The following is a 21,292-nucleotide window of genomic DNA, read 5'->3' on the forward strand; positions in this document are numbered from 1 at the left end:
CGAGCGCCGCCCGGTCCCGTACGGCTCGTCACCGTGCGGGACCGAGGTGTTTCCGGCAGCAATGCCACGTACGAGAAAGCAGAGTTCCGTGTCCGCAGCAGCCCCCGTCTCCTCCCGCCTCCCGGTGTTCCCCTGGGACAGGCTCGCGCCGTACAAGTCGACGGCCGCCGCCCACCCGGGCGGCATCGTGGACCTGTCGGTCGGCACCCCCGTCGACCCGGTACCCGAGCTGATCCAGGCGGCGCTGAAGGCCGCGTCGGACAGCCCCGGCTATCCGACGGTGTGGGGCACCGAGGCGCTGCGGGACGCGCTGACCGGCTGGGTGGAGCGCAGGCTGGGCGCGGCCGGCGTGGCGCACGAGAACGTGCTGCCGGTCGTCGGCTCCAAGGAACTGGTCGCCTGGCTCCCCACCCAGCTGGGCCTCGGCCCGGGCGACAGGGTCGCCTACCCGCGGCTCGCCTACCCGACGTACGAGGTGGGTGCGCGGCTCTGCGGCGCCGAGCCCGTCGTCTACGACGACCCGACGGAGCTGGACCCCGAAGGGCTGAAGCTCCTCTGGCTCAACTCCCCCTCCAACCCCACCGGCCGGGTCCTGCCGAAGGACGAGCTGATCCGGATCGTGGCCTGGGCGCGGGAACACGGGGTGCTGGTCTTCAGCGACGAGTGCTACCTGGAACTCGGCTGGGAGGCCGAGCCCGTGTCCGTGCTGCACGCGGACGTCTGCGGCGGGACGTACGAGGGCGTCGTCGCCGTCCACTCGCTCTCCAAGCGCTCCAACCTCGCCGGATACCGGGCGGCCTTCGTCGCGGGTGACGCGGCCGTCCTGCACGAGCTGCTCCAGATCCGCAAGCACGGCGGGATGATGACCCCGGCGCCCGTCCAGGCGGCGACGGTGGCCGCGCTCGGCGACGACGAGCACGTGGCACAGCAGCGGGCGCGGTACGCCCGGCGGCGCGCCGTGCTCCGGGCGGCGCTGGAGGCGCACGGCTTCCGGATCGAGCACAGCGAGGCCAGCCTCTACCTGTGGGCCACCCGCGACGAACCGTGCTGGGACACCGTGGCGCACCTCGCCGGGCTCGGCATCCTCGTGGCGCCGGGCGACTTCTACGGTCCGGCCGGCGACCACTTCGTACGGGTGGCGCTGACCGCCTCGGACGAGCGCGTGGACGCGGCCGTCGCACGGCTGGCCTGACGGCGGGACGAACGCCGAGGGGCCTCGGGAGTGCGCACTCCCGAGGCCCCTTCGCGCGTCCGTGCGGCGCGCACACCGGCTGATCAGCCGATCGGCAGGCCCTTGGTCGGCAGGCTGTCGGTCGGCAGGGTGTCGCCCGACAGCTCGCCCTCGGCCACCGAGCCGGCCTGCTGCAGGGACTTGCCCGCGGCGGGGAGGGTCGTGCCGACCACCTTGCCGCCGGTGTCGTTCGCGACCTCGGAACCCTGCTTCGAGGTGGAGTCCAGCGTGCTGCTCAGGCCCGCGCCGTCGAGCGAGGTCAGGCCACCGAGTGCGGGGGTCTGCGGAAGCCCCGCGGCGCTCGCGGCGCCGGCCGCGCCGACCACGGGCGCCGCCGCGGCGATCAGGAGTGCGGCACGGGCGATCCGGCGGGTCAGGGGGAGGGACATGTTGCTCCTTCGGCGGTACGTCAACGGTTGCCGGCGGATGCGGGATCCGCCTGTCCGGTGATCGGACGCACTGAACAACAGGTCCGGGGGCGGGGAAGGTTGCGGGGCACCGAGGTAAAGACTGCGCAACGCGTCAGATAATCCGCAACGGAGGAACCCGGGCGAACGGTGTATTCGGCCGCAGCCTGATGAAGCGTCACTTCCCTTGTGCCGCAAGGGGATCACCCCTGCGGGAGAGGCGGGAGGGGAGGCGTCGGCGGACCGCGGCGGGGCGGGGCCGGACTGCCCGTACGGAGGACGGGGCGTACTAGTGAACGAGCCTCATCCGGACGCTTTCGGAGCCCGAATCCTCACGTTCCGTCCGCCAGCCCGTGTCCGCGGTCCAGACGCGCCCCGCGTACGAGACCTGGTCGATCCGCAGGGTGCCGGCGCGCGCCACCGCCCAGTGGGCGAGCTCCCAGCCGCGCCGGGAGGCCCCGCCGTCCTCGGTGGGTACGGGCACCGAGACCGTGCTCGCGGCGGCGGCGCCCGCGGAGGAGGGCGCGGGCGGCAGGACGCTTCTGCCGAAGGCGCGCACCAGATCGGCGCGCACCTCGGCCGCGTCACCCGGCCCCGGGGCGGTGGCCGCGGCGGACGAGCAGGTCAGTGAGGCGGGCTCCCGGCCGGTCAGCGCGGCGGAGAGCAGCGCGGCATCCGGCTCGTGCTTCGCGTACGCCTGCGGGAACCCGCTCTTCTGCACCCGCTGGGCCGCCACGGTCAGGGGCAGTCGCGAGTAGCCCGGGACGTCGACGAGGTGGTCGTAGAACTTCCCGGACGAGTAGACGGGGTCCATGATCTGCCCGGGTGTGCCCCAGCCCTGCGAGGGGCGCTGCTGGAAGAGCCCGAGGGAGTCCCGGTCGCCGTGGTCGATGTTGCGCAGCGCGGACTCCTGCAGCGCGGTCGCCAGGGCGATGGTCACGGCACGCTCCGGCAGGCCGCGCGTGGTGCCCACGGCGGAGACCGTCGCGGCGTTGGCGGCCTGCTCCGGGCTCAGCGTGTAGGTGCGCCCCTCGCCGCCGTCCGAAGGGCCGACGGTGCAACGGGGCGAGCCCCGGTTGCCGGAGAGGTACTGCAGGGCCATGTAGCAGGCCACGGCCACGAACACGACGAGGGCCGCCGTGACGCGGTAGAGACGGCTGCGGCGGCGGCGGGACGAGGCTGCGGTCGTGGGCACGGGGCCCACCGTACTGGAGAGTACGACCGGGGCCGAGACCCGATTCCCTTAGGCTCGTGGCCATGGATGGACACACGCTCGACCTTTCACTCGACGGCCCCGCGCTCACCGCGCGGCTGGTCGACTTCCCGTCGGTCAGCGGGCAGGAGAAGGACCTCGCCGACGCCGTCGAGGCGGCGCTGCGCACCCTTCCGCACCTGACCGTGGACCGCCACGGGAACAACGTCGTGGCGAGGACGCGGCTCGGCCGGGGCGAGCGTGTCGTCCTGGCCGGCCACATCGACACCGTGCCGATCGCGGACAACGTGCCGTCCAGGCTCGACGCCGACGGCGTGCTGTGGGGATGCGGGACCTCCGACATGAAGTCCGGCGTCGCCGTCCAGCTGCGGATCGCGGCGACGGTCCCCGAACCCAACCGGGACCTCACCTTCATCTTCTACGACAACGAAGAGGTGGCCGCCCACCTCAACGGCCTCGGACACGTGGCCGAGGCGCACCCCGACTGGCTCGACGCGGACTTCGCCGTCCTCCTGGAACCCTCCGACGCGCAGGTCGAGGGCGGCTGCCAGGGCACCGTCCGGGTGCACCTGCGCCTCGCGGGGGAGCGGGCCCACTCCGCACGCAGCTGGATGGGGTCCAACGCCATCCACGCCGCCGCACCGGTGCTGGCCAGGCTCGCCGCGTACGAACCGCGCCGCCCGGTCATCGACGGCCTCGAGTACCACGAGGGGCTCAACGCCGTGGGCATCGAGGGCGGCGTCGCCACCAACGTCATCCCGGACTCCTGCACCGTGGTCGTCAACTACCGGTACGCCCCGGACCTCACCCCCGAGCAGGCGGAGGCCCACGTGCGGGAGGTCTTCGAGGACTGCGGCGTCGCGGAGTTCACCGTCGACGACCACTCCGGCGCGGCGATGCCCGGCCTCTCGCACCCCGCCGCCAAGGCCTTCATGGAAGCGGTCGGCGGAACGGCCCAGCCCAAGTTCGGCTGGACGGACGTGTCCCGCTTCGGCGCCCTCGGTGTGCCCGCGGTCAATTACGGCCCCGGCGACGCGCTGTTCGCGCACAAGCGCGACGAGCACGTGTCCGTCGACCGGATCACCCACTGCGAGGAGCGCCTGCGCTCCTGGCTCACCGCCTGACCCACGGCATTCCCCTGCGCGTAACCTCCGCCGATCTACGCTGATGCGACACACGCACATCGCAGGTCGGCGGAGGGAGCAGGTCATGGGCAACCCGGAGGACGCACGGATCCCCGAGGGCGCACAGATTCCCGAGGGTGCGGTCAAGCCCGAGGAACAGCGGACGGGTCCCGTGCTGCGACGCAGGGAGCAGGTCCAGCCCGGCACGACCGACCAGCGGCTGCTGGACTCCGAGGGCGACTCAGAATGGGTGCACACCGACCCCTGGCGGGTCATGCGCATCCAGTCCGAGTTCGTGGAAGGCTTCGGCGCGCTGGCCGAACTCCCGAGCGCCATCAGTGTCTTCGGCTCCGCCCGCACCCCGGCCGGCAGCCCGGACTACGAGGCGGGCGTCCAGATCGGCAAGGCGCTGGTCGAGGCCGGGTTCGCGGTCATCACCGGCGGCGGCCCCGGCGCGATGGAAGCGGCGAACAAGGGGGCGCGGGACGCGAAGGGCGTCTCCGTCGGCCTCGGCATCGAGCTGCCGTTCGAGTCCGGGCTCAATCCGCACGTCGACATCGGCGTCAACTTCCGCTACTTCTTCGTCCGCAAGACGATGTTCGTGAAGTACGCCCAGGGCTTCGTCGTCCTGCCCGGGGGCCTCGGCACGCTGGACGAACTCTTCGAGGCGCTGACCCTGGTCCAGACCGGCAAGGTGACCCGCTTCCCGATCGTCCTGTTCGGCTCCGCCTACTGGGGCGGTCTCGTCGACTGGCTGCGGGACACGGTCGTCGCCGGCGGGAAGGCGTCGGAACGCGACCTGATGCTGTTCCACATCACGGACGACGTGGACGAGGCGGTCAGGCTGGTGACGAAGGAAGTGGGCCGCTGAGGGCTGTCGCGTGATCCCTGGTGGATCAGCGCGCGGCGTCTGATGCGGTGCATCGCAGGGCGGAGGGACGTCCGCATACGGGGTGTATTCGGGCGTTCCGGCAATGCGGCGAGGCGCCGTAGCTGTCGTCGCGCGCCCGCCGGGGATCACGGGACAGCCCTTCGGGCCCATCGCCCGGAGGCACACCCGTACCGGGGTGCCTCCGGGCACGGTGTGCGGGTCATCCGCGCGGACCGGCAGGGCGGGGACGCGGGCAGGGCGGGAACCCCGCCCGCGCCCGGCCGACTCCGCTACGCCAGCCCCCGCCGCGCGACCGCCGGAGGCCGGTGGCCCGCGATGGACGCCACCATGTCCAGGACCTGCCGCGTCTCGGCGACCTCGTGCACCCGGTACACCCGCGCCCCCAGCCACGCCGACACGGCCGTCGTCGCGAGTGTGCCGATCACCCGCTCCTTCACCGGCCTGTCGAGCGTCTCCCCGACGAAGTCCTTGTTGGACAGCGAGACCAGCACCGGCCAGCCCGTGGCCGTCATCTCGTCCAGTCGGCGCGTCGCCTCGAGGGAGTGCCGCGTGTTCTTCCCGAAGTCGTGGCCCGGGTCGATCATGATCCCGTCCGGCCTGACCCCGAGCCCCACGGCCCGCTCCGCGAGACCCACGGTCACCCCCAGGATGTCCGCCATCACGTCGTCGTACGCGACCCGGTGCGGCCGGGTCCGGGGCTCGGCGCCGCCCGCGTGGGTGCACACCAGCCCCGCGCCGTAGCGCGCGGCGACCTCCGCCAGCTTCGGGTCGACACCGCCCCACGCGTCGTTCAGCACGTCGGCCCCGGCCTCGCAGACCGCCTCGCCCACGTCGTGCCGCCAGGTGTCCACGCTGATCACCACGTCGGGGTGGCGGCGGCGCACCTCGGCGACGAACCCGACCGTGCGGCGCGCCTCCTCCTCGGCGGTGACCTCCTCGCCGGGCCCGGCCTTCACCCCGCCGATGTCGATGATCGCGGCGCCCTCCGCGACCGCCTGCTCGACCCGGGACAGCGCGGGTTCGTCGCGGAACGTGGCGCCCTGGTCGTAGAAGGAATCCGGAGTCCGGTTCACGATGGCCATGATCACCGGTTCGTGCGGCCCGAATTCCCGCCGCCCGAGCCTGAGCGCCCCGCTTCGCATTCCTGGTTCCTTCCTGTAGTCCGCCTGCGACCTTAGGCCCTTCGCCGATCACACGGCGTCCCGGCGCCGGGTGCGCCGGCCGGCGGCCGTCCCGGAGGAAGAACCCGCACTGTCGGTGGCACGTGGCACGATCTGACCCGGACAGCCATTCCGCTCCCCGGGAGATGCACGTGTTCTGGTTCTTGCTCGTCACGATGGCCGTGGTCGTGGCCGCGGTCACCCTCGCGGTGGTCGGTGGAGGCTCAAGCCCGGTCCTGCAGGACGTCGAGCCGGAACGGCTCACGGACCCGCTGCCCGCGAACCGCCCGGTCGGCCGCGCCGACGTCGAGGCCATGCGGCTGCCCATGGCGGTGCGGGGCTACCGCATGACGGACGTGGACGAGGCCCTCGGACGCCTCGGGGCCGAGCTCGCCGAGCGCGACGCGCACATCGCGGAGCTGGAGTCGGCACTGGCCGGGGCGCAGGCCACGGCGGTCACCGGACCCGACCTGTTCAAGAGTCCGGGCGAACCGCTCACCGGCGGGAGCGCCAAGGGCGGCGCGCAGGACGAGGAGGACGGGCGTTGAGCGGCGCGCAGCCGGCGGCGGACGGCCGTCCGCGCTGCCCGTGGGGCCTGTCCACGGACGACTACCTCGCCTACCACGACACGGAGTGGGGCCGCCCCGTCCACGGCGACGACGCCCTGTTCGAGCGGCTCTGCCTTGAGGCCTTCCAGTCGGGGCTGTCGTGGCTGACGATCCTGCGCCGCCGCGAAGGGTTCCGCAGCGCGTTCGCAGGGTTCAGCATCCCCGCGGTCGCGAAGTTCACCGACGCCGACCGGGAACGCCTCCTCGCCGACCCCGGGATCATCCGCAACCGGGCGAAGGTCGACGCCACGCTCGCCAACGCGCGGGTGCTGGCGGGCTGGAGCCCGGGGGAGCTGGACGCCCTCATCTGGTCGTACGCCCCGGACCCGGCCTCCCGGCCCGCCCCGCGCACCCTCGGCGACGTCCCGGCGGTCACCCCGGAGTCCACCGCGCTGGCCAAGGCGCTGAAGAAGCGGTCCATCCGCTTCGTCGGTCCCACCACGGCGTACGCGCTGATGCAGGCCTGCGGCCTGGTCGACGACCACCTCGCCGACTGTGTGGCCCGGGGCGGCCGGTAGCCGGTCCTACCTGCCCAGGTACTTCGGCGGCTGCTTGGCGAGGAACGCCTCGACGGCGATCGTGTGGTCCTGCGACGCGCCCGCCCTCGTCTGGAGTTCGTCCTCCTTCTCCAGCGTCTCGGAGAGGGAGTGCGCCGCGCCGTACGCCATCGACGCCTTCAGAGCCGCGTACGCCACCGTCGGGCCGTCCGCGAGGGCGCGGGCCACCGCCAGGGCCTCCTTCGCCAGGTCCGCGGCGGGCACCACCTTGTTGGCGATGCCGAGCTCGTAGGCGTCCTGCGCGGAGACGGACCGCGGGAAGAGGAGCAGGTCCGCGGCGCGGCTCGCGCCGATCAGCCGGGGCAGCGTCCAGGAGACCCCCGAGTCCGCGGTCAGCGCCACCCCCGCGAAGGACGTGTTGAAGGACGCGGTGTCGGCGACCACGCGGTAGTCGGCGGCGAGCGCGAACCCGAAGCCGGCCCCCGCCGCGACCCCGTTGACCCCCGCCACCACGGGCTTCCGCATCTCGGTCAGGGCGCGCACGATGGGGTTGTAGTGCTCCCGTACGGTGCTGAGCGCGTTGCCGCCGCCCGACGCGCGCGCCTCGGAGAGCTTGGCGACGTGCTCCTTGAGATCCTGGCCGACGCAGAAGGCGCGCCCGGTCGCGGTGAGCAGAACCGCCCGTACGGCGGGGTCGTCCGCGACCGCCAGGAGTGCGTCGCGGAGTGCGACCTTGGCGGCGGTGTTCATGGCGTTCATGGCGTCGGGGCGGTTGATCGTGATCGTCGCGAGCCCGTCGCTCACGTCCGTGAGCACGGCGTCAGCCATGGTGTCGGCCATTCCTTGATCCCCTTACGGCTCCGGCGTCGTGCCCGTCCGGGCACTGTCGAGGCAAGCATGGCGGACTCCGGGCGGGCCGGGCATGTGACCTGCGTCTAACGATTGGACCTCGACCGGAGGTCGCGGGCGGCGCAGTATCGCAGCTGGATCGCCGAATTGGGTGGTTATGGGAAAGCGCGTTGCGCAAGCGATGCCGACCGATGTTGGTCATCGGGGTCCCTGATGCGGGATAATGCGAAGGAAGCATTGTGTTCGACGCCGGTGAGGCAGCGCCTGTCATGGAGCCGCCGGCTGCGATGAGCTGGTTTCAGGAAGGGGAACGAGCATGGCGGCCATGAAGCCGCGGACGGGCGACGGCCCGCTCGAGGTGACAAAGGAGGGGCGGGGCATCGTCATGCGCGTTCCGCTCGAAGGCGGCGGTCGGCTTGTCGTCGAGCTGACTCCGGACGAGGCCGATGCACTCGGTGACGCCCTGAAGAAGGTCGTCGGCTGAGGCGGAGCGCCCACACTTCACCACCGCCCCGGCACGGACTCCGTGCCGGGGCGGTGGTGCGTCCGGGGCGGTGCGGGGACACCGCCCGCGCCGGTGGGCCGGGTAGGCGAGGTGCGGCGGCGCCGGGGCGTCGACCACGGTGAGCCGACTGCGGTCGGGGCGCCCCGAAGGGCGTGCGGCGGGCGGTCAGCCGCGCCGCACCGCACACAGAAGTCCGTCACCCACCGGCAGGAGCGTGGCCATGAGCTCCTGGCTCTCGCGCACCGCCCGCAGCAGCTCCCGCAGTCGCAGCACCTCGGCCGGCTGCGCGGCGGAGTCGATCGTGCGGCCGTCCGCGAAGACGCCCTCGAAGCAGACCAGACCGCCGGGCCGGAGCAGGCGCAACGATTCAGCGAGGCAGTCCAGGCTCTCCAGCCGGTCGCCGTCGCAGAAGACGAGGTCGTACCCGCCGTCGGCGAGGCGCGGCAGTACGTCGAGGGCCCGGCCGGGGATGAAGCGGGCCCGGTTCGTCGCGAACCCGGCCGCCCGGAAGGCCTGGCGGGCGAACTGCTGGCGCTCGGGTTCCGGATCGACGGTGGTCAGGACACCGTCCGGGCGCATGCCCTGCAGCAGATAGATGCCCGACACGCCCGTTCCGGTGCCGATCTCGGCCACCGCCTTGGCGTCCGCCGTGGCCGCGAGCAGGCGCAACGCCGCGCCGGTGCCTGACGACACCGGGCGGAGCCCCGCCTCGTGGGCCCGGTCCCGGGCCCAGAGCAGAGCTTCTTCCTCGGCGACAAAGGCGTCGGCGAATGCCCAGCTCGTCTGCCGGTTGGCGGTAATGACCCTCTCCTGTCCCCGTAGTTGGCGCAACGGTGACTGTATCCGCTGCGCCCGGGAACCCGCAGATGGGACCGGGCGTTATGAGGGGGTGCGGGAGAACAGCTGGACCGGGCCCCGCGGCGCGGCCCGGAATGTGCCTCTTGCCCCCGGTGGGACCGGGGCGCGAGCAGGGAAAAAGGCTTATCCGGAGCTAACGGGCGAGGTGGCTATGGTAGGGGCTCCACTGGACACCACCAGAGCCGATAGGGGAGGTGCGGCTGCGCCTGTGGATCGGGGAGGAGCGCTGCGGCGCTTTCTCAGGTCGGCGGGTGAGCCGAAATCCGTGACCAACACCGCTGACCGTTCTTCCAACGACTCCGCACCGACCGCGACCTTCGCCTCAGATGCGGATTCTCAGGCGTGGACCCCGCCCTCATGGGAAGAGATCGTCAGCACGCACAGCGGCCGGGTGTACCGACTCGCCTACCGGCTGACGGGTAACCAGCACGACGCCGAGGACCTCACCCAGGAGGTCTTCGTCCGCGTCTTCCGGTCGCTGTCGACCTATACGCCCGGCACCTTCGAGGGCTGGCTGCACAGGATCACGACGAATCTCTTCCTGGACATGGTCCGCCGAAAGCAGCGGATCCGTTTCGACTCACTCGGCGACGACGCGGCGGAGCGGCTGCCCAGCCGCGAGCCGTCCCCGCAGCAGGTCTTCAACGACACGCACTTCGACGCGGACGTCCAGCAGGCGCTGGACACCCTCGCGCCGGAGTTCCGTGCCGCGGTCGTGCTCTGCGACATCGAGGGCCTCTCCTACGAGGAGATCGCCGCGACGCTCGGCGTCAAGCTCGGCACCGTGCGCAGCCGCATCCACCGCGGCCGCTCGCACCTGCGCAAGGCGCTCCGCCACCGTTCGCCCGAGGCGCGCGCCGAGCAGCGTTCCCTGGCGGACGCGGTGCTGGCGGGGGAGGGAGGATCGGCGTGAACGGCACAGGTGCGACCCCCGCGGAGCAGCATCTGGGGGACCGGCTCGCCGCCCTCGTCGACGGCGAGCTCAAACACGACGCCCGGGAGCGGGTCCTGGCCCACCTGGCGACCTGCGCCAGGTGCAAGGCCGAGGCCGACGCCCAACGCCGGCTGAAGAGCGCCTTCGCGTCCTCCGCCGCACCCTCGCCCTCCGAGGGTTTCCTCGCCCGGCTCCAGGGACTTCCCGCAGGCCCGGGCGACGGTCCCGGAGACGGACGGCGCTTCGGTGAGGGGATCCTCCCCGTGATGCAGCCGGGCGGTCCGGCCGGCTCGGGGCGCACCCACTTCGGCGACCTCGGATACATGCCCACGGTCCACGGCTCGACCGCCGTGCTGCCGGGCGGCCCCTCCGGGTCCGGCTTCCGTATCCACGCCGTCGGCCGGGACGCCGACCGTTCCCCCTGGCGCGGCAGGCGCTTCGCCTTCGCGGCGGCCAGTGCCGTCTCGCTCGCGGCCATCGCGCTGGGCGGCGCGCTCCCCCTGGACTACGCCCCCGACGCACCGTTGAGGGCCGAGGAGGCGGGTACCGGCACGACCCCGCTGATCGCCGAGGAGCGGACCGGCAGCACACGCGCCGCGGGCCGCGGCGGGGCGCTCGCCGTCGCAGACGGGCGGGGCCCCCTGCAGACGACCGCACCGTCCTCGTCCGCCAGGCCGCTGCTCGCCTCCGCACCGGCCCTGCTGAACGCGTCCGCATTCGCCGGCGGCACCGCTGCCTTCCCGGTGCTCAACGTCGCGGTCCCGCCGCTGATACGGCCCACAAACGCCGGCCCGCTCTACTCGGCGGCGCTCGGCCCGGGCACCGACCCGACGCTGCCCGCACCCTCCGCGACGGCCTCCGCTCCGCTGCCGGCCGACCGCACCACCGCGCTTTCCCCGCTCCGCTGACCACGGGTCTGCGCACGGATTCGCAAACCTGGTTGAATTCCCCGGAGGGACGCCCCTGTGAGGCGTGCGAGGGCCAGTTGCGGGGAGAGCATGGACGACGGTAGGCCCAGCGGGCCGAAGACGAAGTGGTGGAGCCGGCCCTCGACGGACCGGCCCGGCCCGGCCGGTCCCGAGGACGCGGCACCCGTCGCCGGAACGACGGGCGGCACCACCGGACACGGCGCGACCGCGCCGGCGCCCCCTGAGGGATCGGCGCCCCGGGCCGCCGAACCCGAGGACTACACGCCCGCACCTCCGCTCCCGCCGGCGGACCGGGCCGGGCATGTGCCCGTGCCGACGACCGCCGAGGACCGCGCGGACGCGTACACGCCCGCACCGCCGTCGCCCGCACGCGTCGCCCCGGACGCAGCCGCGCCCGACCCCGGGGGTCACGCGTCCGCGCCGACCGCCGCGCACGGGACCCCGGCGGCTCCGGCGTCCGCGCCCGCCCCCGACGCGTACCCGCCCCGACCGGCGTCCGCGCAGCCGCCCGTCGGGCCCCTCGCCCCGGAGCCGTTCGCCCCCGCGCCCCGTGCGGAGCCGTTGCACGCACCCGACGAATACAGCACCCCGCCGTACGGCGGACCCGGGCCGTGGGCTCCCGCGCCGCCCGTGCAGCGCCCCGTGCCGACCCCGGCCCACGGAACCCCCGTACCCCCGCCGTACGGGGGGACCGACGGCCACGGGGCGGCCCCGGCCCCGGCCGTACCCACCGAGGGCTACGCGCCGCCGAACGCCGTGCCGCAGCAGCCCGGTGGCCCGGCGCGGCCTCCGCAGGGCCCGCCGGCCTCGCAGTGGATGCGCTACGACCCGTGGGGCGCGCCCCAGCAGCCGCTGAGCCACCCGGGCCCCGTGGCGGACACCCGGCGCCCGCGCGGCGGCCGCCGCGGGAGCCTGCTCGTGGGCGCCGCGCTCCTCGCCCTCGTCGCGGGAGGGGTCGGCGGCGGAATCGGTGCCTACGTCGAACGCAACGGCGGCCTGGCCACCGTCGAACTCCAGCAGGCCGACCGGGACAACGGCGGCCGGGCTCCCGACAGCGTCGCGGGCATCGCCGCCAGCGCGCTGCCCAGCGTCGTCACCCTCCACGTCAACGGCTCCGCGGAGTCGGGCACCGGGACCGGGTTCGTCCTCGACGGCAAGGGCCACATCCTCACCAACAACCACGTGGTCGCCCCGGCCGGTTCGACCGGCGACATCACCGTGACCTTCAGCGGCGGCGAGACCGCTCCCGCCGAGGTCGTCGGCAAGGACAGCGGGTACGACCTGGCCGTCGTCAAGGTCTCCGGGGTCTCGGGGCTCAAGCCGCTGCCGCTCGGGAACTCCGACAACGTGCAGGTCGGCGATCCGGTCGTGGCCATCGGTGCCCCGTTCGACCTCTCCAACACCGTCACGTCCGGAATCATCAGCGCCAAGCAGCGGCCCATCACCGCGGGCGGCGAGAAGGGCGACGGCACGGACGTCAGCTACGTCGACGCCCTGCAGACCGACGCCCCGATCAACCCCGGCAACTCCGGTGGACCGCTGGTCGACACCGAGGCCAGGGTGATCGGCATCAACAGCGCCATCCGCGCCGCCGACAGTGCCGCGGGCGCCGAAGGCGGCCAGTCGGGTTCCATCGGGCTCGGCTTCGCGATACCGATCAACCAGGGCAAGCGGGTCGCCGAGGAGCTGATCAACACCGGCAAGGCCACCCATCCGGTGATCGGCGTCACGCTGGACATGGAGTTCGCCGGGGACGGGGCCAAGGTCGGGGGGAAGGCGGACAGCGGTGGACCGGCCGTGACCGAGGCGGGACCCGCCGACAAGGCGGGCATCCGGGCGGGCGACGTCATCACCGAGGTCGACGGCCGGCGTGTGCACAGCGGCGAGGAACTGATCGTCAAGATCCGCGCACACAGGCCCGGCGACGAACTCCGCGTCCGGCTGACACGTGGTGGTAAGGACCTGTCCATGACTTTGACGCTGGGTTCGGCGAGCGGCACCTGACGGCCACCCGCAGGTACCGCGTCGGCAGCTTCGCCGGGTACCGTGGAGCGGTCCGGGCCCCGGTGACCTGGCGGGGGAGAACTCGCAGAGAACACGAGGAGCATCAAGGTGTTCAATGACATAGGCGCACTCGAGCTGCTGACGCTCGTGGTTCTCGCCGTGCTCGTATTCGGCCCGGAGAAGCTGCCGAAGGTCATCCAGGACGTCACGCGCACCATCCGCAAGATCCGGGAGTTCTCGGACAGCGCGAAGGAGGACATCCGCTCGGAGCTCGGCCCGCAGTTCAAGGACTTCGAGTTCGAGGACCTCAACCCCAAGACGTTCGTGCGCAAGCAGCTCATGGACGGCGGCAACGACGACCTGGGGCTCAAGGAGATCCGGGAGAGCTTCGACCTGCGCAAGGAGCTGGCGGACGTCACCGACGCGGTGAACGGCCGTGAGACGGCGTCGGCCGCCGGTGCCGCCGCCGCCGGTGGGGCCGCCTCCGGTGCCGCGGCGGGCGGGCCCGATCTGCTCAAGAAGCCGGCGCAGCCCGCGAAGGACGAGCGCCCGCCCTTCGACGCAGACGCCACCTGAGACCCGTCAATCCCGACTCGTCCGGACGGTATGGCTATTCTCCATCTGTCCGGTTGCGAGGTTGCCCATGCCCACGGGGGGAGGGCCGCTCCGGATCAGCGGAAGATCGAGGAGGCGGCCGGACAGATGGAGACGACGAGTCGGGTAGGGGCGGACGATGCGCCCAGCGCAGTCACCGCAGAGGGGGTGCCGGCGACCCGGCGTACTGTCGACGGCTATCTCAAGGCGCCGTTCCCCTGGTACGGACTGGACGGGGCCTTCACCGGGCCGCGCTGGCTGATGCACGTCACCGCGGCGGCGGACGACACGGTGCAGCACGGTTCCACCGGGCACGGTGAGGAGCCCGTCGTGCGGGCCGACGCCGGGGCGGAGAAGGCGCGCTTCGCGGTGGTCGTGACCGTGGGCAACAACCCCGTGAGGGACAGCGACGACGGTACGGGCGTGCTGGACGCGACCACGGTCTCGTCGGCCGCCTGGCTGGCCGGTTCGGGCCTGCTGGACTGCACGTGGCCGCCGCAGATGGACCACACCCTGCGTGGCGAATGGCTGAATCAGCAGACGGAGACCGCGTTCGAGCTCGCGGACGACCTCGGCCGGGAGCCGTGGTCGACGCTGTCGCTCCCGGTGGACGGGGTGCCGGTGGAGTTCCACTACCGGGAGTCCGAGTTCGGCTGGGTGCTCGCGGGATCGGCGCCGGACGGGGTCCACATCGGCGCCTACGGCCGCGGCATGAGCGCCTACGGCCTGGGATTCGCGGTGATCGGCGACATCGCCTCCTACGAGGCCTGAGCCACACGCACACGGGTGGGGGCCGCCTCTGCGAAGAGGCGGCCCCCACCCGTGTGAGCGCTCAGAACTTGTTGCGCGGCGTGAGACCCAGCGACATGCCCGACAGGCCGCGCTGACGGCCACTCAGCCTGCTGGCGATGGAACGCAGCGCCGAGCCCGCCGGGGAGTCCGGGTCGGACAGGACGACCGGCTTGCCCTCGTCGCCGCCCTCCCGCAGCCGTACGTCGATCGGGATGGACCCGAGGACCGGCACCTCGGCGCCGACCGTCCTGGTCAGCCCGTCGGCGACCCTCTGGCCCCCGCCCGAACCGAAGACGTCGACCATCTCGTCGCAGTGCGGGCACGGCATGCCCGACATGTTCTCGACGACACCGACGATCTTCTGATGGGTCTGCACGGCGATGGAGCCGGCCCGCTCGGCGACCTCGGCGGCGGCCTGCTGCGGGGTGGTGACGACCAGGATCTCGGCGTTGGGCACCAGTTGGGCCACGGAGATCGCGATGTCGCCGGTGCCCGGCGGCAGGTCGAGCAGCAGGACGTCCAGGTCGCCCCAGTACACGTCCGCGAGGAACTGCTGCAGCGCGCGGTGCAGCATCGGGCCGCGCCACACCACCGGAGAGTTGCCCGGGGTGAACATCCCGATGGAGATGACCTTCACGCCGTGCGCGGACGGCGGCATGATCATGTTCTCGACCTGGGTGGGCTTGCCGTCCGCACCGAGCATCCGCGGCACGCTGTGCCCGTAGATGTCGGCGTCCACGACGCCGACCTTGAGACCGTCGGCGGCCATCGCCGCGGCGAGGTTCACCGTCACCGAGGACTTGCCGACGCCGCCCTTGCCGGAGGCGACCGCGTAGACCCGGGTCAGCGAACCGGGCTTCGCGAAGGGCACCTCGCGCTCCGCCGTGCCGCCGCGCAGCGCCGAGGCGAGGTCCTTGCGCTGTTCGTCGCTCATCACGTCGAGGGTGACCTCCACCCGCGACACGCCCTCGACGCGGGCGACCGCGTCGGTGACGTTCTGGGTGATCGTGTCGCGCATCGGGCAGCCGGAGACCGTGAGGTACACGGTGACAGCGACCACACCGTCAGGGTCGATCGCGACCGATTTCACCATGCCGAGTTCGGTGATCGGTCGGTGGATCTCCGGGTCGTTCACTGTCGCCAGTGCTTCGCGCACCGCGTCTTCCGTAGCCATACGGACGATGGTACGGCGCCGGGGGCTACGCGCGGGTAGCCCCTCAGCGGTCGCTTTCGTCACTCTCGCCCTGCGACAGCAGGCGGCGCTCCTCCATGTCCTTCACCATGGTCTCCAGTTCCGAGCGGATCCAGTCGCGCGTCGCGACCTCGCCGAGGCCCATGCGGAGCGCGGCGATCTCCCGGCTGAGGAACTCGGTGTCCGCGATCGACCGCTCGTTCTGCTTGCGGTCCTGCTCGTGGGTGACCCGGTCGCGGTCGTCCTGGCGGTTCTGGGCGAGCAGGATCAGCGGTGCGGCGTAGGAGGCCTGGAGGGACAGCATCAGCGTGAGGAAGATGAACGGGTACTCGTCGAAGCGCACGCCCTCGGGTGCGAAGATGTTCCACACCACCCACAGGATGATGATCAGCGTCATCCAGACGATGAACCGCCCGGTGCCCAGGAAGCGGGCGATGCGCTCCGAGAACCGGCCGAACGCCTCCGGGTCGTACTCGGGCAGCAGCCGGCGCCGCGGGGCCTTCGGCTGGTCGAGCCGGGGCCTCGGAGGTCGCACGATGCCCGAGGCGCCCGTCTGCGCCCGCGTACGCTCCTCAGGCGCCACCCGCGATCCCCTCCTCGCCCTGGAAGTCCGTCTCGCGCCAGTCCTCCGGGAGCAGGTGGTCGAGCACGTCGTCGACGGTCACCGCGCCGAGCAGCGACCCGCTCTCGTCGACCACGGGCACCGACACCATGTTGTACGCGGCCAGATAGCTGGTCACCGCGGGCAGCGGGGTGTCCGGCGCCAGCGGGACGAGGTCGCTGTCCACGATGGAGCTGACCAGGGTGTACGGGGGGTCCCGCAGCAGCCGCTGGAAGTGCACGGTGCCCAGGTACCTGCCGGTGGGCGTCTCGTCGGGCGACCGGCAGACGTAGACCTGCGCGGCCAGTGCGGGGGAGAGGTCCTGCTGGCGGACCCTGGCCAGCGCGTCCGCGACGGTGGCGTCGGGCCGCAGGATGATCGGCTCGGTCGTCATCAGCCCGCCCGCCGTCCGCTCCTCGTAGGACAGCAGCCGCCGTACGTCGGCCGCGTCGTCGGGGCGCATCAGGGCCAGCAGGCGTTCCTTGTCGGCCTCCGGCAGCTCCGAGAGCAGGTCGGCCGCGTCGTCGGGGTCCATCGCCTCCAGGACGTCCGCCGCGCGGTCCTCCTCGAGCTTGCCGATGATCTCCACCTGGTCGTCCTCGGGGAGCTCCTCCAGGACGTCGGCGAGCCGGTCGTCGTCCAGGGCGGCGGCTACCTCGGCCCGGCGCTTGGGCGTCAAGTGGTGCATGGCGTTGGCGACATCGGTGGGACGCAGCCGCTCGAAGGTCGCCACCAGGCTCTCCGCGCCCTGCCCGTGCTCCTCCAGGGAGAAGCCCTCGACGGCCGACCACTCCACGGTCAGGGTCTCGCCCTTGCGCCGCAGCGCTCCGCCGCGTCCCTTGCGGACGAAGAACTTGTCGATCTCCCAGTCGCGGCGCGCGGGCAGCTGCTGGATGGCGACGTCGAGGACGGTCACCTCCTCGTCCGTCTCCACGAGGCGGACCCGCCGGTCGAGGAACTCGCCCAGGACCAGTCGCTCGGTCGGGCGCTGCTCGAAACGCCTCATGTTGACGACACCGGTGGTGATGACCTGGCCGGACTCGACACCCGTGACCCGGGTCATGGGCAGGAAGATCCGCCGGCGGCTCACCACCTCGACGACCATGCCCAGCAGGCGCGGCGGCTTGCCGCCGACCCGGAGCATCGCCACCAGATCGCGGACGCGGCCCACCTGGTCGCCGTTGGGGTCGAACACCGGTACGCCGGACAGATGTGAGACGAAAACCCGGGGAGCGCCTGCCGCCATACTGTGCGCCTCCCTCGGTCCCCGTGTCCTCCTGGCCTTGATCAGGCTAGCCCGTCCCGGTGCGTGGTGCCCTGGCGGACCGTCCGTCCGGAGCTCTGCCGAATGGCGTACGCGGCACGGGTACGCTGCCGTCTGCCACCCCCGACACACAGACGAGAGGCAGTGCGCCCGTGACCTCTTCCGCCCCGGCCGTCCGGGCCCGCCGCCGGACCGCTCTCGCCGTGGTGCTCTGCGCGGGGCTGACCGCCGCGCTGACGGCCTGTGCCGGCGAGGATCCGGACAAGGGGACCAACGGTGTGGGCAAACTGACGGCCGCGCAGATCGACAGGAAGGCGCGCGCCGCCGCGGACGCCGCCGACGCGGTGCGGCTGACCGGAAAGCTCGTCAGCAAGGGCGGCACGTACACCCTGAACATGCAGCTCAGCGGCGAGGGCGGCATGGGCTCGGTGACCTCGAAGCACAGCACCTTCGCCCTGCTGCGGATCGGGGACGCGCTCTTCCTCAAGGCCGACGCGGGCTTCTGGAACGACGAGAAGGGCGACGACGGCAGCGACCGGGCGGCCGACAAGCTCGACGGCAAGTACGTGAAGGTCCCGCGGAACGACCCGGCCTACCGGCAACTGCGCGGCTTCACGGAGAAGAAGACACTGCTCGGCGGGATGCTGGCACTGCACGGAAAGATCAACAAGGGCGACCGGGGCACCGTCGGCGGGGTGCGGACCGTGCAGATCCTGGGGGGAAAGGGTGGCGAGGGCGGAGCCCTGGACGTCTCGCTGCGCGGCACCCCGTACCCCCTGCGCGTGGCGCGCGGCGGTGGCGGCGGCACGGTCACCCTCGCCGACTGGGGCACGGCCTTCGAGCTGGAGCCGCCGTCCGAGGACGACACCGTCGACTACGGCGGCGAGCTGCCCAGGTCCTCCGGCTGAGCGAGGTGTTCAGCGCCTCCCGCGTCGTTTCAGCAGCAGCCGCGGGAGCCCCGCGGGAGCCGTACGCCCGGTGGTCGCACCCGACGGCAGCGGCGGCGCGGCCAGCGAGCCGTCCGGGAGGTCCGTGCTGGAGGCGCCGGGCACCAGCCGCACGACCCGGCACTCGCGCGCCCAGCGCTCGGTCAGGCGCTCCGCGTCCGGGGCGTTCAGCCGCTTGCCCTTGAGCTCGCCGACGGCGGCCTCCCACTCCTCGGAGTGCGGTTCCAGCACGGTCACGGCAGCCGTCCACGCCACCAGACGGCCGCCCTTGTCCTTGCTGCGCACGGTCACCTCGGCGGTGCCGCCGGCATCGATCCCGGCGGGCAGCGGCTGCTCGTCCGGGCCGTCACCGACGATCACCGCGGCGCCCTCGTGCCAGACGTGCCAGACCGCCTGGGCGGGACCCGTGCCCCGCAGCCAGATCAGGCCGGACTTCTTGGTGGCCTCCTCGACGAGGGCCCGGGCCGACAACGCCTCAGCAGCAGTCATGCCCGCACTCTATTAGAGCCAGCCGTTGCGCTTGAGGGTGCGGTGGATCGAGAAACAGACGACGCCGATCAGCGCGAGGACGATCGGATAGCCGTACGTCCACTGCAGTTCGGGCATGTGCTTGAAGTTCATGCCGTACACGCCGCAGATCATCGTCGGTACGGCGATGATGGCCGCCCAGGACGTGATCTTGCGCATGTCCTCGTTCTGCGTGACGGTCGCCTGCGCCAGGTTGGCCTGGAGGATCGAGTTGAGCAGTTCGTCGAAGCCGATGACCTCCTCGTGCACCCGGGCCAGGTGGTCCGCGACGTCCCGGAAGTACTTCTGGATGTCCGGGTCGATCAGCCGCATCGGCCGCTCGCTCAGCAGCTGCATCGGCCGCAGCAGCGGCGACACGGCACGCTTGAACTCCAGCACCTCGCGCTTCAGCTGGTAGATCCGCCCGGCGTCCGCCCCGCGTGCCGTGCCCTTCGCCGGGGTGGAGAACACGTCGATCTCCACCTCGTCGATGTCGTCCTGCACGGAGGCGGCCACCGCGATGTAGCCGTCCACGACGTGGTCGGCGATGGAGTGCAGCACGGACGAGGGGCCCTTGGACAGCAGCTCCGGATCCTCCTGGAGGCGGTGGCGCAGCGCGCGCAGCGAGCCCTGACCGCCGTGCCGGACGGTGATCACGAAGTCCCGCCCGGTGAAGCACATGACCTCACCCGTCTCGACGACCTCGCTGGTCGCGGTCAGTTCGGCGTGCTCGACGTAGTGGATCGTCTTGAAGACGGTGAACAGCGTGTCGTCGTAACGCTCCAGCTTGGGCCGCTGATGGGCGTGGACGGCGTCCTCCACGGCGAGCGGGTGGAGCCCGAACTCCCGTGCGATACCGGAGAACTCCTCGTCCGTCGGCTCGTGCAGACCGATCCAGGCGAAGCCGCCGTCCTCCCTCACCCGCAGCATGGCCTCACGCGGCGTCAGGCCGGAGGCCTCGGTCACCCGGCGTCCGTCGCGGTAGACCGCGCAGTCGACGACCGCGCTGGAGGCGGACGGGTCACGGGTGGCGTCGTAACTGTTGTACGGGGTGTTGCTCTTGCGCAGGGACGGGCGCACGGCGGCGCGCAGGTCACGGATCATCGACATGGCTGGCTCCTCTTCACGGAGGGCCGTCGGCGGGGGGCGTGGAACAGCCCGGAATGGGGACGTGCGCTCACGTCCGCAAAGCGGGCGGCACCGCGCGTGCGCGATGACGGCGTTCGCTACAGACAGGCAAAAACGAAGGGCTCTTCCGTCGCGCGAACTGCCGTGGTGGCACCCGGGAGGGGTGTCAGATCACAGAAGGAAGGCGTCGTGCGGAAGAGCTGTCGGTACTGCGAGGTCGACTCGGATCCACCGCAGCCCCACCTCCTCCGGCCGGTCCCCCGTGGGGGATCACGTGTTGTCAGGACTGAGAGCGCGCTTCTGCGTGCTGTCCCTACCGACGGCCCAGGCTACCAGTCCGGACCAGGCCCAATCCCTTCCTTTGCCCGTTCCAGACGCGTTCTATGCTCGCGGTATGGGAGAAATTCTTGATCTGGTCGAGGCCCGGCTGCGTACGGCGCTCGGTGAGCCGGACGCGCGCGCCGAGGTGACGTTCCTCGGCACGGACCGCATCGAGGTGCTCCGCTTCCTCGACGGTGATGTGGTGCGCTACGCCACCCTGGGCATGTCCGACCGGCCGATGGCCGACCCGACCTCGCCCCTCGCGGACCCCGTGAAGGGCCCTCGCGCCGAACTCGTCCTGTCCGTACGGGCCGGGATCGCGGACACCGACCAGGTGCTGCGGCCGCTCGCCGTGCTCGCCGCCTCCCCGGTGGTCGAGGGGCTGATCGTGGCGCCGGGCGCGTCGCTCGACCTCGGGCAGCCGCTGTGGCCCGGCGCGCCGTTCACCTCCGTCCTGGTCGCCGAACCGGGCGGTCTGGTCGAGGACCTGGAACTGGACGCCCCCATGGACCCGGTGTGCTTCCTGCCGCTGCTGCCGATGACGCACAACGAGGCGGCCTGGAAGCGGGTCAGGGGCGCGCAGGAGCTCCAGGAGCGGTGGCTGTCGCAGGGAACCGACCTGCGGGACCCGCTGCGCACCTCCGTGGCCCTGGACTGACCCGCGGGCGCCGCCCCGGCGGGAGGTCTTCGCGCCGGGGCGGCGCGCCGCCGCGCGGCCGGAGGGGCGAACGGCGG

23 protein-coding genes are annotated in these 21,292 nt (G+C 72.4%); 13 read left to right on the plus strand and 10 right to left on the minus strand.

Annotated elements, in window-relative coordinates; translation table 11 throughout:
* Positions 1-61 precede the first annotated feature (61 nt).
* Complete coding sequence (gene dapC / locus OHT61_RS21070) at positions 62-1,192, plus strand: succinyldiaminopimelate transaminase (protein WP_329040361.1); 1,131 nt, start codon at positions 62-64, stop codon at positions 1,190-1,192.
* Between the two features lie 83 nt (positions 1,193-1,275).
* Here the strand turns inward: dapC and OHT61_RS21075 are convergent, their stop codons facing one another.
* Together OHT61_RS21075 and OHT61_RS21080 are read right to left on the minus strand one after the other, a co-directional pair.
* Positions 1,276-1,620, minus strand: coding sequence for an ATP-binding protein (locus tag OHT61_RS21075; protein ID WP_329040362.1), 345 nt, complete (start codon positions 1,618-1,620; stop codon positions 1,276-1,278).
* 307 nt (positions 1,621-1,927) lie between these two features.
* Complete coding sequence (locus OHT61_RS21080) at positions 1,928-2,833, minus strand: hypothetical protein (RefSeq protein WP_329040364.1); 906 nt, start codon at positions 2,831-2,833, stop codon at positions 1,928-1,930.
* A gap of 62 nt (positions 2,834-2,895) precedes the next feature.
* On the opposite strand from OHT61_RS21080, the gene dapE reads away from it, so the two are divergent.
* Together dapE and OHT61_RS21090 are read left to right on the plus strand one after the other, a co-directional pair.
* The gene (gene dapE, locus OHT61_RS21085; protein WP_329040365.1) at positions 2,896-3,975 is read left to right on the plus strand and encodes a succinyl-diaminopimelate desuccinylase; all 1,080 of its coding nucleotides are present in this window, start codon (positions 2,896-2,898) and stop codon (positions 3,973-3,975) included.
* A gap of 85 nt (positions 3,976-4,060) precedes the next feature.
* Positions 4,061-4,846, plus strand: coding sequence for a TIGR00730 family Rossman fold protein (locus tag OHT61_RS21090; protein WP_327115023.1), 786 nt, complete (start codon positions 4,061-4,063; stop codon positions 4,844-4,846).
* 290 nt (positions 4,847-5,136) lie between these two features.
* Here the strand turns inward: OHT61_RS21090 and folP are convergent, their stop codons facing one another.
* A complete protein-coding gene (folP, locus tag OHT61_RS21095) occupies positions 5,137-6,009 on the minus strand; it encodes a dihydropteroate synthase (RefSeq protein ID WP_329040366.1) in 873 nt (290 codons plus the stop codon).
* Between the two features lie 164 nt (positions 6,010-6,173).
* Between folP and OHT61_RS21100 the strand changes: the two genes are divergently transcribed.
* Positions 6,174-6,575, plus strand: a complete 402-nt coding sequence (locus OHT61_RS21100) for a DivIVA domain-containing protein (protein WP_329043348.1) — start codon at positions 6,174-6,176, stop codon at positions 6,573-6,575.
* Positions 6,572-7,153: a DNA-3-methyladenine glycosylase I gene (locus tag OHT61_RS21105; RefSeq protein WP_329040367.1), complete on the plus strand. Its 582-nt coding sequence runs from the start codon at positions 6,572-6,574 to the stop codon at positions 7,151-7,153. Before OHT61_RS21100 ends, OHT61_RS21105 begins: the two co-directional genes overlap by 4 nt.
* 6 nt (positions 7,154-7,159) lie before the next feature.
* Here the strand turns inward: OHT61_RS21105 and OHT61_RS21110 are convergent, their stop codons facing one another.
* A complete protein-coding gene (locus OHT61_RS21110) occupies positions 7,160-7,972 on the minus strand; it encodes an enoyl-CoA hydratase/isomerase family protein (protein ID WP_329040368.1) in 813 nt (270 codons plus the stop codon).
* 325 nt (positions 7,973-8,297) lie between these two features.
* Here OHT61_RS21110 and OHT61_RS21115 point away from each other — a divergent pair, with 325 nt between their 5' ends.
* Complete coding sequence (locus tag OHT61_RS21115) at positions 8,298-8,465, plus strand: DUF3117 domain-containing protein (RefSeq protein ID WP_003966491.1); 168 nt, start codon at positions 8,298-8,300, stop codon at positions 8,463-8,465.
* 186 nt (positions 8,466-8,651) lie between these two features.
* On the opposite strand, the gene OHT61_RS21120 is transcribed toward OHT61_RS21115, so the two are convergent.
* A complete protein-coding gene (locus OHT61_RS21120) occupies positions 8,652-9,317 on the minus strand; it encodes an O-methyltransferase (protein ID WP_329040369.1) in 666 nt (221 codons plus the stop codon).
* 178 nt (positions 9,318-9,495) lie between these two features.
* Between OHT61_RS21120 and sigE the strand changes: the two genes are divergently transcribed.
* The 5 genes from sigE to OHT61_RS21145 all read left to right on the plus strand — a co-directional run bounded on the left by sigE (position 9,496) and on the right by OHT61_RS21145 (position 14,576).
* Entirely contained in the window at positions 9,496-10,257 is a 762-nt protein-coding gene (sigE, locus tag OHT61_RS21125; RefSeq protein WP_329040371.1) for an RNA polymerase sigma factor SigE, read from the plus strand.
* Complete coding sequence (locus OHT61_RS21130; RefSeq protein WP_329040373.1) at positions 10,254-11,186, plus strand: zf-HC2 domain-containing protein; 933 nt, start codon at positions 10,254-10,256, stop codon at positions 11,184-11,186. Before sigE ends, OHT61_RS21130 begins: the two co-directional genes overlap by 4 nt.
* A 90-nt stretch (positions 11,187-11,276) precedes the next feature.
* Positions 11,277-13,211 (plus strand): S1C family serine protease, encoded by a 1,935-nt coding sequence (locus OHT61_RS21135; protein WP_329040374.1) that lies wholly within the window; start codon positions 11,277-11,279, stop codon positions 13,209-13,211.
* 108 nt (positions 13,212-13,319) lie between these two features.
* On the plus strand, positions 13,320-13,787 hold the full coding sequence (locus OHT61_RS21140) for a sec-independent translocase (protein WP_329040376.1): 468 nt from the start codon (positions 13,320-13,322) through the stop codon (positions 13,785-13,787).
* A 126-nt stretch (positions 13,788-13,913) separates the two neighbouring features.
* Positions 13,914-14,576, plus strand: coding sequence for a hypothetical protein (locus OHT61_RS21145; RefSeq protein WP_329040378.1), 663 nt, complete (start codon positions 13,914-13,916; stop codon positions 14,574-14,576).
* Between the two features lie 61 nt (positions 14,577-14,637).
* Here the strand turns inward: OHT61_RS21145 and OHT61_RS21150 are convergent, their stop codons facing one another.
* From OHT61_RS21150 to OHT61_RS21160, 3 genes are read right to left on the minus strand one after another with little or no spacing between them, the layout of a single operon-like run.
* Positions 14,638-15,771: an Mrp/NBP35 family ATP-binding protein gene (locus OHT61_RS21150; protein ID WP_329040380.1), complete on the minus strand. Its 1,134-nt coding sequence runs from the start codon at positions 15,769-15,771 to the stop codon at positions 14,638-14,640.
* Between the two features lie 43 nt (positions 15,772-15,814).
* The gene (locus OHT61_RS21155; RefSeq protein WP_329040381.1) at positions 15,815-16,372 is read right to left on the minus strand and encodes a DUF1003 domain-containing protein; all 558 of its coding nucleotides are present in this window, start codon (positions 16,370-16,372) and stop codon (positions 15,815-15,817) included.
* Entirely contained in the window at positions 16,362-17,636 is a 1,275-nt protein-coding gene (locus OHT61_RS21160; RefSeq protein ID WP_329040383.1) for a magnesium transporter MgtE N-terminal domain-containing protein, read from the minus strand. Before OHT61_RS21160 ends, OHT61_RS21155 begins: the two co-directional genes overlap by 11 nt.
* Positions 17,637-17,806: 170 nt before the next feature.
* On the opposite strand from OHT61_RS21160, the gene OHT61_RS21165 reads away from it, so the two are divergent.
* A complete protein-coding gene (locus tag OHT61_RS21165; RefSeq protein WP_329040384.1) occupies positions 17,807-18,562 on the plus strand; it encodes a hypothetical protein in 756 nt (251 codons plus the stop codon).
* A 9-nt stretch (positions 18,563-18,571) separates the two neighbouring features.
* Here the strand turns inward: OHT61_RS21165 and OHT61_RS21170 are convergent, their stop codons facing one another.
* On the minus strand, positions 18,572-19,090 hold the full coding sequence (locus tag OHT61_RS21170; protein WP_329040385.1) for a hypothetical protein: 519 nt from the start codon (positions 19,088-19,090) through the stop codon (positions 18,572-18,574).
* A 12-nt stretch (positions 19,091-19,102) separates the two neighbouring features.
* Positions 19,103-20,218 (minus strand): magnesium and cobalt transport protein CorA, encoded by a 1,116-nt coding sequence (locus OHT61_RS21175; RefSeq protein WP_329040386.1) that lies wholly within the window; start codon positions 20,216-20,218, stop codon positions 19,103-19,105.
* Positions 20,219-20,630: 412 nt separating this feature from the next.
* On the opposite strand from OHT61_RS21175, the gene OHT61_RS21180 reads away from it, so the two are divergent.
* Positions 20,631-21,215: a suppressor of fused domain protein gene (locus OHT61_RS21180; protein ID WP_329040387.1), complete on the plus strand. Its 585-nt coding sequence runs from the start codon at positions 20,631-20,633 to the stop codon at positions 21,213-21,215.
* Positions 21,216-21,292 lie beyond the last annotated feature (77 nt).

Source organism: Streptomyces sp. NBC_00178 (genome assembly GCF_036206005.1).
Classification (GTDB): Bacteria; Actinomycetota; Actinomycetes; order Streptomycetales; family Streptomycetaceae; genus Streptomyces.